11 protein-coding genes are annotated in these 12,080 nt (G+C 70.9%); 6 read left to right on the top strand and 5 right to left on the bottom strand.

Annotated elements, in window-relative coordinates; all coding sequences use genetic code 11:
- Window positions 1-18 precede the first annotated feature (18 nt).
- The 6 genes from BDZ31_RS22770 to BDZ31_RS22745 all read left to right on the top strand — a co-directional run bounded on the left by BDZ31_RS22770 (window position 19) and on the right by BDZ31_RS22745 (window position 6,324).
- On the top strand, window positions 19-897 hold the full coding sequence (locus BDZ31_RS22770; RefSeq protein WP_183345486.1) for a phosphoribosylaminoimidazolesuccinocarboxamide synthase: 879 nt from the start codon (window positions 19-21) through the stop codon (window positions 895-897).
- Window positions 894-1,130, top strand: a complete 237-nt coding sequence (gene purS / locus BDZ31_RS22765; RefSeq protein WP_183345485.1) for a phosphoribosylformylglycinamidine synthase subunit PurS — start codon at window positions 894-896, stop codon at window positions 1,128-1,130. The genes BDZ31_RS22770 and purS overlap by 4 nt, the downstream gene beginning before the upstream one ends.
- A complete protein-coding gene (gene purQ / locus BDZ31_RS22760) occupies window positions 1,127-1,798 on the top strand; it encodes a phosphoribosylformylglycinamidine synthase subunit PurQ (RefSeq protein WP_183345483.1) in 672 nt (223 codons plus the stop codon). Before purS ends, purQ begins: the two co-directional genes overlap by 4 nt.
- A complete protein-coding gene (gene purL, locus BDZ31_RS22755; protein WP_183345481.1) occupies window positions 1,791-4,082 on the top strand; it encodes a phosphoribosylformylglycinamidine synthase subunit PurL in 2,292 nt (763 codons plus the stop codon). Before purQ ends, purL begins: the two co-directional genes overlap by 8 nt.
- Before the next feature lie 131 nt (window positions 4,083-4,213).
- Entirely contained in the window at window positions 4,214-5,653 is a 1,440-nt protein-coding gene (purF, locus tag BDZ31_RS22750; protein ID WP_183345479.1) for an amidophosphoribosyltransferase, read from the top strand.
- A 44-nt stretch (window positions 5,654-5,697) separates the two neighbouring features.
- Window positions 5,698-6,324 carry a TetR/AcrR family transcriptional regulator gene (locus BDZ31_RS22745; RefSeq protein ID WP_183345477.1) on the top strand — a complete coding sequence of 209 codons (627 nt, stop codon included), beginning with the start codon at window positions 5,698-5,700 and terminating at the stop codon, window positions 6,322-6,324.
- Between the two features lie 45 nt (window positions 6,325-6,369).
- Here BDZ31_RS22745 and BDZ31_RS22740 read toward each other — a convergent pair whose 3' ends face one another.
- The 5 genes from BDZ31_RS22740 to BDZ31_RS22720 form a co-directional block, all read right to left on the bottom strand.
- The gene (locus BDZ31_RS22740) at window positions 6,370-6,957 is read right to left on the bottom strand and encodes a TetR/AcrR family transcriptional regulator C-terminal ligand-binding domain-containing protein (protein WP_183345475.1); all 588 of its coding nucleotides are present in this window, start codon (window positions 6,955-6,957) and stop codon (window positions 6,370-6,372) included.
- Between the two features lie 41 nt (window positions 6,958-6,998).
- Window positions 6,999-8,804, bottom strand: a complete 1,806-nt coding sequence (locus BDZ31_RS25655) for a calcium-binding protein (RefSeq protein ID WP_281381805.1) — start codon at window positions 8,802-8,804, stop codon at window positions 6,999-7,001.
- Between the two features lie 775 nt (window positions 8,805-9,579).
- Complete coding sequence (locus BDZ31_RS25230) at window positions 9,580-10,023, bottom strand: PASTA domain-containing protein (RefSeq protein ID WP_246345837.1); 444 nt, start codon at window positions 10,021-10,023, stop codon at window positions 9,580-9,582.
- Between the two features lie 755 nt (window positions 10,024-10,778).
- Entirely contained in the window at window positions 10,779-11,381 is a 603-nt protein-coding gene (locus tag BDZ31_RS22725) for a hypothetical protein (RefSeq protein WP_183345474.1), read from the bottom strand.
- Window positions 11,378-11,848 carry an SHOCT domain-containing protein gene (locus tag BDZ31_RS22720; RefSeq protein ID WP_183345472.1) on the bottom strand — a complete coding sequence of 157 codons (471 nt, stop codon included), beginning with the start codon at window positions 11,846-11,848 and terminating at the stop codon, window positions 11,378-11,380. Before BDZ31_RS22720 ends, BDZ31_RS22725 begins: the two co-directional genes overlap by 4 nt.
- Window positions 11,849-12,080 lie beyond the last annotated feature (232 nt).

Below are 12,080 nucleotides of genomic sequence, written 5' to 3'. Positions count from 1 at the left end.
CTGGTAGCATCGCACCACGTGACCTCCCTCTCCGAGCTGCCCCTCATCGCCAGAGGCAAGGTCCGTGAGATCTACGATCTCGGCGACACGCTGCTGCTCGTCGCCTCGGACCGCATCTCGACGTACGACGTCGTCCATCCGAACACGATCCCGGACAAGGGCAAGGTGCTGACCGCCCTCTCCGTGTTCTGGTTCGAGCGCCTTGGCTCCATCGTCCCCAACCACTTCATCTCCGCCACCGACGGCGTCCCCGCCGAGGTGCGCGGCCGCGCGCTGGTGGTGAAGAAGCTGTCGATGCTGCCGGTCGAGTGCGTCGTGCGCGGCTACATCACCGGCTCCGGCTGGAAGGACTACCTCGCCACCGGCAAGGTATCCGGGCTTGAGCTGCCCGCCGGCCTGCAGGAGTCCGAGCAGCTGCCCGAGCCGCTCTACACGCCGAGCACGAAGGCCGAGGTCGGCCATGACGAGGCGATCGACTTCGAGCAGACGGTCGAGCTGATCGGCGACCGCGCGCTCGCCGAGCGGGTCCGCGACGTCTCGATCGAGGTCTACGCGAAGGCGGCCGAGCACGCCCGCTCCAAGGGCGTGATCCTCGCCGACACGAAGTTCGAGCTCGGCAGAGACGCGAACGGCGAGCTGACGCTCGGCGACGAGGTGCTGACGCCCGACTCCTCCCGCTTCTGGCCGGTCGAGGGGTACGCGGTCGGCCGCGGCCAGCCGAGCTTCGACAAGCAGATCGTGCGCGACTGGGCCGCCGGCAGCGGCTGGGACAAGTCCCCGCCGGCCCCGGCGATCCCCGACGACGTCGTCGAGAAGACGCGCGCGAGATACATCGAGGCCTACGAGCTGATCGCGGGCGAGCCCTTCGACGCCTGGCTGGAGCGGACCGAACCATGAAGATGCGCGTGCTGATCCGGCCGAAGGCCGGGATCCTCGACCCGCAGGGGCAGGCCGTCGAGCGCGCGCTGCCCGCGCTCGGCTTCGACGGCGTCTCGCAGGTCCACGTCGGCCGGCTGGTCGAGCTGGAGGTCGAGGATCCCGCTCAGCTGCCGGCGATGTGCGACAAGCTGCTCGCCAATCCGCTGATCGAGGACTACGAGATCGTGTCCGTCGACCAGGCCGCGGCGTGAAGTTCGGCGTCCTCCGCTTCCCCGGCACCTGCGACGAGGTCGACGCGCAGCTCGCCTGCGAGCGGGTCGCCAACGCCGAGATCCTCTGGCACGGCGACCGCGACCTGAAGGGCGTCGACGCGATCGTCGTCCCGGGCGGCTTCTCCTACGGCGACTACCTGCGCGTCGGCGCGATCGCCCGCTTCTCGCCGCTGATGGAGTCGGTGATCGACTTCGCCAACTCCGGCGGCCCGGTGCTCGGCATCTGCAACGGCTTCCAGATCCTCTGCGAGGCCGGCCTGCTGCCCGGCGCCCTGCTGCCGAACAGAACGCTGCGCTTCGTCTGCCGCCAGGTCGACCTGACCGTCGAGCGGACCGACACGATCTTCACCAACGCCTGCACCCCCGGCGAGACGCTGTCGATCCCGGCCAAGCACACGACCGGCTGCTGGTACGCGCCGAAGGAGCTGCACGAGCAGGTCGAGGCCAACGGCCAGGTGCTGCTGCGCTACGCCCCCGGCCAGAACTTCAACGGCTCGCTCGCCGACGTCGCCGGCGTCATGAACGAGGCCGGCAACGTCATGGGCCTGATGCCCCACCCCGAGCACGCCGTCGACCCGCTGACCGGCTCGGTCGACGGGCTGCAGCTGTTCGCATCCATCCGCGACTCACTGGTGACCCATGTCTGACGTCTCTGCGAGTTCCCGTGAGATCGCGGACGACGGGCGCAGCCGTGGAACTCGCAATGCGGAGCACGCCCATCGCGCGCTCGGCCTGACCGATAGCGAGTACGACCTCATCATCGACAAGCTCGGACGCGAGCCGAACGCCGTCGAGCTGTCGATGTTCTCGCTGATGTGGTCGGAGCACTGCGCCTACAAGCACTCCAAGAAGCTGCTCGGCCAGCTGCCGACCGAGGGGCCGTACCTGCTGATGGGCCCGGGCGAGAACGCCGGCGCCGTCGACGTCGGCGACGGCCTCGCGATCGCCTTCAAGGTCGAGTCGCACAACCACCCGAGCGCCGTCGAGCCCTTCCAGGGCGCCGCGACCGGCGTCGGCGGCATCCTGCGCGACATCTTCGCCGTCGGCGCCCGCCCGATCGCGGTGCTCGACTCGCTGCGCTTCGGCGAGCCGACCGGCACGCGCTCGCGCTACCTGCTCGAGCACGCGGTCGCCGGCATCGGCCACTACGGCAACTCGATCGGCGTCCCGACCGTCGGCGGCGAGATCTACTTCGAGCCCGCCTACGAGCAGAACTGCCTCGTCAACGCGATGGCGCTCGGCATCGCCCCGCACGACCGCCTCACCCGCTCGGCCGCGACCGGCCCGGGCAACGTGCTGGTGCTGTTCGGCGCGCTGACCGGCCGCGACGGCATCGGCGGCGCATCGGTGCTCGCCTCGGCCGAGCTCGACGAGGACGACGCCGACAAGCGCCCGACCGTCCAGATCGGCGACCCCTTCGCGGAGAAGAAGCTGCTCGAGTGCTCGCTGGAGCTGCTCGACGAGGAGCTGCTCGTCTCGCTGCAGGACCTCGGCGCCGCCGGCCTCACCTCCTCCTCCTCGGAGATGGCCTCCAAGGGCGGCCTCGGCCTCGACATCCACGTCGACCGCGTGCCGCTGCGCGAGCCGGGGATGGAGCCGTTCGAGATCATGGTCTCCGAGTCGCAGGAGCGGATGCTCTGCGTCGTCGAGCCCGACAAGGTCGACGCGGTCCTCGCCGTCTGCGAGAAGTGGGAGACGACGGCGACCGCGATCGGCGAGGTGACCGACTCCGGCCACCTGCGCGTGCTGCAGCACGGCGAGGTCGTCGGCGACATGCCGGTGATCGCGCTGGTCGACGACTGCCCGCTCTACGACCTCGAGCCGGCCAAGCCCGACGAGGCGATCTACCCGCCGGCGCCGCGCGCGCTGCAGGCGGCCGACGACGACCCGCAGGCGATCCTGCCGGAGCTGCTCGGCGCGCCCAACATCGCCTCGCGCCTGCCCGTCTTCGAGCAGTACGACTGCCTCGTCCAGTCGCGCACGGTCCGCCGGCCCGACGAGGCCGACGCCGCGGTGCTGACGCTCCCCGACGGCTCCGCGATCGCGGTCGCGATCGACGGCTCCGGCCGGCGCGTCGCCGCCGACCCGTACCGCGGCACCGTCGAGAACGTCTTCGAGTGCGCGGCCAACCTCGCCTGCGTCGGCGCCGAGCCGCTCGGCCTCACCAACTGCCTCAACTTCGGCAACCCGGAGAAGCCGCACGTCGCGTGGCAGCTGTCGGAGTCGGTCCGCGGCATGGCCGACGCATGCCGCGCGCTCGACACGCCGGTCGTCGGCGGCAACGTCTCGCTCTACAACGAGAGCGGCGGCGGCCCGATCTACCCGACCCCGGTCGTCGGCCTCGTCGGCAGACTGCCCGAGGCCGCCCGCGCCGGCCGGCTCGGCTTCGCCCACGACGGCGACGCGATCGCGGTCGTCCGCGCCGCCTCGCCGTCGCTGGCCGCCTCGGAGCTGTCGAAGCTGCGCGGCGAGCCGCTGCCCGACGGGCTGCCGGAGCGCGACCCGGTCGCGCTGCGCGCCGCGATCGAGCTGGTGCGCGACGCCGTCCGCCGCGGCGAGGTCCGCAGCGCCCACGACGTCGCCGAGGGCGGCATCGCGGTCGCGCTGGCGGAGGCGGCGGTCGCCGGCGGCCGCGGCGCGACGGTCGACCTGCGCCAGGTCGGCGGCGCGACCTGCCAGTCGCTGCCGCTCGACGAGCAGCTGTTCGGCGAGGGCCCCGGCACGTTCGTGCTGTCCGGCCCGCGCGAGGCGCTGGAGGCGCTGAGCGCGCCGGCCGGCGTGAAGGTGACCGTCGTCGGCGAGGTCGGCGGCGCGAGCCTGTCGATCGCACACGGCGGCGGCGAGCTGAGCTGGACGCTCGACGCGCTGCGCGAACCGCGCGCCCGCGGGCTCGCCGACGCGCTCGACGACGCCACCCGCCTCGACGACTGAGCGCGTCCGATGGAATCTCGCAACGTGCGGGCGCTGGCGCAGGGACGCGCCCGCCCGCGTTGCTACCCTGAGCGAAGCGGCTGCCATGGGGCGAGTCGCACCCCCTATGCCGGAGGACGGCCCGCCCTCCCATGACTGATCAACTCACCGATCGCGACGGTCCGCGCGACGAATGCGGTGTGTTCGGGATCTTCGCGCCCGGCCACGACGTCGCCCGACTCGCCTACTTCGCGCTGTACGCGCTCCAGCACCGCGGTCAGGAGTCCGCCGGGATCGCCACCACCGATCTCGGCGGCAACATCATGACGCTGCGCGACCTCGGCCTCGTGTCGCAGGTCTTCGACGAGCAGAAGCTCCGCTCGCTGCCCGGCGACCTCGCGCTCGGCCACGTGCGCTACTCGACGACCGGCTCCTCGGCGTGGGAGAACGCCCAGCCGGTCTACCGCTCGGACACGCGTGAGCTGGCACTCGCCCACAACGGCAACCTGATCAACGCCGTCGAGCTGCACAGCGAGCTGCGCGAGAGGGGCGTCGCCTTCCGCTCGACCTCCGACTCGGAGATCATCGCGGCGCTGCTGTCGACCCACCCGGCGGAGAAGCTCGAGGACGCCGTCGCCGACGTGCTGCCGCGGCTGAGAGGCGCCTTCTCGACCGTCGTGATGACGAGAGAGAAGGTCGTCGCCTTCCGCGACCCGCACGGCCTGCGGCCGCTCGCGATCGGGATGATCGGTGACCGCTACTGCGTCGCCAGCGAGACCTGCGCGCTCGACATCATCGGCGCGAGAGTGCTGCGCGACGTGCAGCCCGGCGAGGTCGTCACGATCGACGGCGGCGGCATCTCGACGCGGATCGCGGCCGAGGGCGAGCGCAGAGCGTTCTGCGTCTTCGAGTACATCTACTTCGCCCGCCCCGACTCGCGCATGAACGGCACGGTGCTGCAGGGCGCGCGCGGGCGCATGGGCGAGATCCTCGCGCGCGAGGCGCCGGTCGAGGCCGATCTCGTGATCGCGGTGCCCGACTCCGGCACGCCTGCCGCGCGCGGCTTCTCCCGCGCCAGCGGGATCCCGCAGGACGACGGCTTCGTGAAGAACCGCTACGTCGCGCGGACCTTCATCCAGCCGGGGCAGGAGCTGCGCAAGCACGGCCTCAGACTGAAGTTCAACCCGATGCCGGAGATCGTCGAAGGCAAGCGGCTGGTCGTCGTCGACGACTCGATCGTGCGCGGCAACACCACCCGCCAGATCGTGCAGATGCTGCGCGACGCCGGGGCGAAGGAGGTCCACCTCCGCATCACCGCGCCGGCGATCCGCAACCCCTGCTACTACGGCATCGACATGTCGACCCGCGAGGAGATGGTCGCGCACGGCCGCGAGACCGAGGAGGAGATCGCCGCCGAGCTGGGCGCCGACTCGCTCCACTACCTCTCGCTCGACGGCGTCTACGAAGCCGTCGGCGGCCAGCGCGAGCACCACTGCGACGCCTGCTTCAGCGGCGAGTACCCGCTGCCCGGCACGCCGGGCGCGCAGGACAAGCACGCCTTCGAGAACGCCCTCCCGCTCGTCCGCACCTGAGCGCGGACGGGCGCGAGCTCCACGGTCGCTAGGCTGTCCGCGGTTTGAGCGAGGGGTCGACGAAGACGAAGTGGCAGGTGAAGCGCGAGGCCAGTCGCGAGGCGCTCGTGAACGCCGCGATGCGGCGGTTCGTGGAGCAGGGCTATGCGCGGATCCGGGTCGAGGACATCGTCGAGGGCACCGGCTACACGAAGGGCGCGTTCTACTTCCATTTCGCCAACAAGCTCGAGTGCTTCTGGGCGGTGATCGCCCATCTCGACGAGCGGCGCGGCGACTGGGTCGCCGGCATGGCGGAGGCGCTGGAGCCGGAGACGACGCTGGAGGAGGCGCTCACCCGCGTCTTCGCCGGCTTCGAGGAGAGCAACGGCGGCGTCGCCTCCTGGGTGCTCGTGATGATCGACTTCCTCCAGCAGCACCGCGACGACGCCGAGGTCCGCGCGAGGCTCGGCGCCGTCTACGCCAACTGGCACGGCCAGATCGCCAGGGGCGTCGCCGCCCTGCAGGCCGCCGATCTCGTCACGACCGCCCGGGACGCCGACCTGCTGGCGACCGAGGTCTACGCCTACGTCCAGGGCCTCACCGCCCACACCCATCTGTACGGGCTCGAGCCCGAACGGGTCCAGGCCGCACTGGTCGACGGCCTCGTCGCGCTGCTCGGCCGCGACGGGTAGCGGCCCGGCTCCAGCGGTCGCCGCGCGTTCGCGCGACCACCCCGATCAGCGGCGCGGCGGCTCGCGCAGGAGCAGGTCGACCATGTCCTGCACGAACCGCTCGTCGGTCGGACCGCCGGTGACGACGACGCGGTAGAGGATCGCGCCGACGAACGCGTCCATCAGCAGGTCCGGCTTCGTGCCCGCAGGCAGGTCGCCGCGCTCCACGGCGCCGGTGATGACCGCGCGGACGGAGGCGCGGCGCGGCTCGACGAACCGCTCGCGGAAGAGCGCCGCCGCCTCGGGATCCGACCCAAGGTCGAAGGTCAGCGCTCCGATCGACTGACCGATCGGCGTCCGCCCGAAGCCCTCCGCGGCGCTGCGCACGATCGTCGCCAGGTCGGCGCGCACGTCGCCGGTCGGCGTCACCAGCGGCTGCTCGATCTCGGCCGACAGCGCGTCGGCCACCAGCGCGCCCTTGGACGACCACCAGCGGTAGATCGTCGCCTTGCTCGCGCGGGCGCGCTCGGCGACCCCGTCGATCGTCAGCGCGCCGTAGGAGGTCTCGTTCAGCAGGGCGATCGTCGCCTTCAGCACCCGTTCGCGGACGTCCCCGCGCGGCGCTCGTGCTGGTCGATCTCGGGGTCCGGCCACGCCCGCGATCGTACTCGCGGGCGCGGCCGGCACCGAGCTGGTCAGCCGCGGACGACCCGCTCGCAGTTGCGGACGACGTCCTTGGCGTCGACCATCGCGACGTCGTCGCCGGGGCCGCAGTCGACGCGGTCACGTGCGCCGTCGCGGGCATCGATGCGATCGTCGCCGGGGCCGCCAAGGATCGCGTCCCGTCCGCGGCCGCCGATCAGCGTGTCGTCGCCGGCGCCGCCGCGGAGCACGTCGTCGCCGGCCCCGCCGTAGATCCCGTCGTTGCCGGCGCCGCCGCTGATGCGATCGTCGCCGCGGCCGCCGCGCAGGTCGTCGTCGCCGGTGCCGCCGTGGACGACGGCGCGGCCGCCGAGCACGCGGACGGTGTCGTCGTCGGCGCCGCCGTGCACGACGCTGCCCCTGCCCTTGACGCGGATCACGTCGTTGCAACCGCCGGCGTAGACGCGGCTGCCGGAGCCGACGGTGATCACGTCGGGCCCCTTGCCGCTGCGCACGATCGCGCGCGGACCGGTCGAGATCACGTCGCCGGCGGCGGTGCCGCGCCAGACGCGGCCGTTCCGGCGCACCCTCGCGGCGTTGACGGCGACGCTCGTCGCGGCGGCCCCGTCGGCGACGCAGACGGCCTCGGCGATGCGCCAGCGCTCTCTCGGCTCGATCGGCCGCGCTCTCAGCAGCACGTGCGTCTCGATCTGGCGCAGGTCCCACCAGTGCTCTCCGGGCTTGACGGTCCCCGACGCCGGCCACGGGCTTCTGGTGTCGAGCCGGAGCACGAACCCATACGTGTTGGACGGCCACATCGCCCACAGCCCCGCCATCGGCGGTCTGCGACTGAAGTAGTCCTTGAAGTCGACCCCGGCGAGTCTGCTCAGCCACTGCTCGCGCGTGACCTTGCCGCCGGCCCCGTCGCCGACCGTGCAGCAGGGCGATCTGACGAGCTCGACCAGCTGCTCGGACCAGGGGAGGTTTCTGAGCGGGTCGCCCACGGCCCGGTAGGTCGTCGCGACGGCCTTGCGCGACCAGACGAGGTTGGTGCGCACGTCGAGGAAGACGTCGCCCGGGACGGCCGCCGGCAGCAGCCGGTCCTCGGCTCTGAGATCGCGCAGCAGCGACTCCGCCTCGTCCCTGGCGCCCTCGCGGTCGCCCAGCAGCACGAGCCGCTCGACCTCGAGCGCGCTGAGGCGCACCTGGACCAGCTGCCAGTCGTCGAGGAAGGCGCGGATCCGCTTCGACGTCTCGGCGTTGATGAACGGATACTGGGCCTTCTCGATCGCGGTGCCGCAGATCTGCACCAGGGTCTCGGCGCCGGCGCCGGGCGACGCGAGCGCCGTGTGCACGCGCTTGCGCGCGGCGCGGAAGTCACGTCTGGTGAGGTAGTCGCTGACCGTCGGCAGGCCTCTCGCGCGCGCGTCCGCGTCGACCTTGCTGACGAGCGCCTCGTACCGCTCCCAGCCGTCGGTGGCGAGCGTGCGCGCGTCGCCGAGCTGGCCGCTGCCGATGTTGCAGCCGCTCTGCGAGAGCTGGGTGCTGAGGCCGCGCACCTGCTCGCTGACGGCGGTCAGCTGCTGCTTGATCTCGGCGAGGTCCCTGCGGATCGCGGCGAACTGCGCCGCCGACCCGTCGCCCAGGCCGATCGCCGACAGCGCCGAGCCGAACGCGGCGCCGCCGGCGCCGCTCATGACGCCGCCGGCGAGCTTCTCCGCCGCCCAGTAGGCCGGGCCGGCGGCGCGCGCCTGCCCCGGTGAGAGGATGCCCGTCAGGGCGAGGGCCAGCGCCGCGACGCAGCCGAGTGAGGCGGCGCGCCGGCCGAACAGGCGGCGCGCCGGGGTGGGATCTGACATGCCCCACATGAAAGTACGAAACGTTTCGTTCCGCAAGGTCTGAACACAGGCTCAGGAACTCCGCGCCAGGGAAGTCGCGAAAGAAGATTCGCGACGGCGACGCTCCAACGAGGAAGCCGCTCGTGCGAGCGGCGTGGGGAAGGGAGATCCGCAGGGCGAGATCAGATTCGACCGAGCTGCTGCCTCCCGGCGGTGCGGGTTGCACCACCGGGAGGGTCAGTGCTGCCAACGGGTCGCAAGTCGAACCCGGTGGCGACGATCGCGGGCGAGCCGATCGCGCTCCGAGCTGACGCCCTCAGAACGACACAACCCGCCTCGTAGGGCGGGTTGTGGGCGGGGAGTCACCCCGGACCGACTGATAACCGCTTTCCAGTATATCCGGTTCGGCTGACAAGGCAACGTCGTCGCCCGCTACTGGCGACCGTAGCAACGCTCCATCCTCCGGTCCACCGGCAATACTCAGGACCCTGTTTGCCAGCGGACGACCCGTCCTCGTGATCCCGTGCAGCGGATATCGCCAGCCTCGTAGGCGATATCCCGATAGCGGCAGTACAGCCCGCACACGCTGCCGCTACCGCCCTGCTGAGCTACCGTCGCGTTCCACGCCTTCACGACACGACGGGCCTCCGGGCAGCCGACGACGCGCGTCGTGATGTTGCCCGCGAAGTCGTTAGGCATGGCCCCGCACTCGTGAATGGGCGCCGCCGGTGTGGCCGGAGCACTCGCGCAGAGGGGGAGCACGGAACGACGACGAGCGCTCCGGCCAAACGCATCGCTACTCGCCTTCCTTCTTCGAGCTGAGCGTGATGGTCGCGTCCTCGTCGACCATCGTGCCAGCCGGCGGGTCCTGCTCGACCACGACCCAGTTCCGATCCCAGACGAGCATTCGGCCCTGGCCCGTGGCGTCGCGCTCGTCGAGCATGTAGAGGCCGGCCGCCTGCATCGTGTCCTGGGCGTATTGATGGTTCTCCCCAACGACGTTGGGGACCTTGATCAGGTTCGCGGCCGGCTTCGGCTTAGGCTTCGCGATCGGCTCAGCCTCCGGCTTCGACACGGCGGGCTTGGGCTCCGCAGTGGGTGCGGCCGGCTTCTCCACGACGGTTTCCTTCACGACCGTAACCACCGTCTGCGCGACCGGCTGCTCCGATTCGGAGGACGAACCGCAGCCGGCCACGAGAAGTGCGACAAACGCTGCGCTGGAAATCAGGATCTTGGTCATGACCGCGAGTCTAGGAACGCTCGCGTTCACGTGCGCCAACACCGCCCCTCCGGTAGAGCGCGATCCCGGCGACGAAGACGACGCAGTATGCGACGGAGGCGATCGAGCCGCCCACTGACGGAGGAATGTGAGACGGCACCATGCCCGAACGACTCTGCTGCCGCGCCGGGCAGAAGACACCGCTACCAGTACTGACCGACCACGACATCGCCGCCCTCCAGACCCCCAGGGGGTCGCAGGTCGAACCTGTCGCGACTATCGTCGGCGACGATCTCCCTGTGATGAGCGGGATCGTTGGGCACGACGCGGAGCGGGGCGAGGCGTTCCCACCCGACTGTGAGCGCGGCCGTGGGTGAGGTTCCACTACGGCGGCGGGGCTTTGTTGTCGGCGTAGACCCACGTGCCGCGGACGGTGCAGCCGTCGGAGGTCGCGACGAGCCGGTACGCGAACCCCACGTACGGCGGCCGCGGGTGCAGCCAGCGGGATCCCAGCACACGTGTCGCCCCGCGGCGACGGTCACTGATCGCAACTGTCTGCGGATGCTCGTGCTCAAACGACAGCGCAGCCGCGACTCGCTCGTCACCCGCAGCGCGGGCTACACACACCGGCTGCGGCGGAAGGGGTGACCTTGCCAGACCCCGTCGCGACGCCCCCGACCCTCTCGAAGGTTCTCCGGTGCTCAGACGCCTGATGTGGTCCGGGCCTAGCCCGTCGCAAGGCGCTGGACATGTTGCTCGTGTCGGCGATCACGCAGTCATCTGCCGGCTGCATTCAAGAGGCCGTGGCGGTTGAGTAGCGCGAGGTACTCGTCCAGGTCCATGTCGACGTTCGCGGCCGCGAGCTGTTCGATCTGCGCGTCGCGTTGGCGCTCAACGACGTGCTCGCGCATGTGCGCGACGAGCGATGTCAGCCCGTCCGACGCTCCGTCTTCAGCCGAGACAGGCGCGGCATGGCGCGTGAGCTCGATCTGCAGGTCCAGCAGCATGTCGTGGTTCTGCGGACGAACCCGCCAGCTGGCGATCCTCCCCCCAGCCGAATCGCACAGATCGACGTCCCACCGTGACACGAACGTCCCCGCCTTGCGGTGCCGCAGTTGCATCCCTCGTTTGTGGAGCGTCTCGAGTGCGAGCACGATCGCGGTGACGCGCGAGGCGACCGTAATCTCCTGCCTGCGGTCGGCCTCGACCACCAGCACATCCATCCGCTTGTCGGTCACACCGAGCCGGCGGATGATCTCGATCTTCAGGGTCGTTGCCTGGTCGCCGCTTCGCTGCGCGACGAGCGACAAGCGCTCCGGTGCCCCGAAGGGCCCCGGATGCGGCGCGGTGCAGTGCACGACCTGCGATGCCGTAGTCATGCGCCGGTGGCTCTCCCGATCAACGCCGTCTTCAACGTCTGGAACTCCCCGTCGGTGAGCGCGCCGTCGCGATGGAGATCCGCAAGCTTTCGCAGTTCGTCGGCGATCAGCTGCTGACTGCCCTGCTCCGCCCCGGCTCCAGCCGCTTCCTGCTCCTTGAGCGCGGCGATCTCCTGGATCGATGCGGCCTGGTTGGCGCGGAACAACGGATGGTTGCGAAACCACTCCTCGATCACCTCAGCGGTGCCGTGACCGACGGAGCATTGTGCAATCACACCACCGGTACCCAAGACGACGAAGTCCCGCTCGAGCATCTTCTTGCCCTTGATCGTGGAGAAGCCCGTGACCTCCGCGATCGGCACCCGCCACGCCTGGGTCATCTGGCCGGTGACGATGTAGGCGGCGGTGCCGTCCTCGTGTTCGATGATCCGCCCGTGCCCGAAACCCAACTTGTGCTTGACCGGCACCAGCCCGTCCCCTTGTCCGTTGAGCCTGACGCCCTTGGACACGGGCGCCGTGACGGCGGAAGATCCTAGACCGTGTGCAGTCACAAGGGTCGCAGCGACGGCAGCGTCGACCCCGAGCGCAGAGGAAGTCCCGCATCCGAGGGTGTCGCACAAACCCCGGCCTGTGGCCGGGGTTTGTGCTGTCCGGGGGCTTTAAGACGATGCCGTGGTCGGCGTCGTCGGGGAGGTGCTG

The organism is Conexibacter arvalis, assembly GCF_014199525.1.
GTDB classification, from domain to species: Bacteria; Actinomycetota; Thermoleophilia; order Solirubrobacterales; family Solirubrobacteraceae; genus Conexibacter; species Conexibacter arvalis.
This window is presented reverse-complemented; position numbering and strand designations above follow the sequence as displayed.

Coding starts and splice junctions, on each gene's coding strand:
- purS (WP_183345485.1), top strand. CDS start 894: ATGAAGATGCGCGTGCTGATCCGGCCGAAGGCCGGGATCCTCGACCCG.
- BDZ31_RS25655 (WP_281381805.1), bottom strand. CDS start 8,804: ATGTCAGATCCCACCCCGGCGCGCCGCCTGTTCGGCCGGCGCGCCGCC.
- purL (WP_183345481.1), top strand. CDS start 1,791: ATGTCTGACGTCTCTGCGAGTTCCCGTGAGATCGCGGACGACGGGCGC.
- BDZ31_RS25230 (WP_246345837.1), bottom strand. CDS start 10,023: ATGACCAAGATCCTGATTTCCAGCGCAGCGTTTGTCGCACTTCTCGTG.
- purF (WP_183345479.1), top strand. CDS start 4,214: ATGACTGATCAACTCACCGATCGCGACGGTCCGCGCGACGAATGCGGT.
- BDZ31_RS22725 (WP_183345474.1), bottom strand. CDS start 11,381: ATGACTACGGCATCGCAGGTCGTGCACTGCACCGCGCCGCATCCGGGG.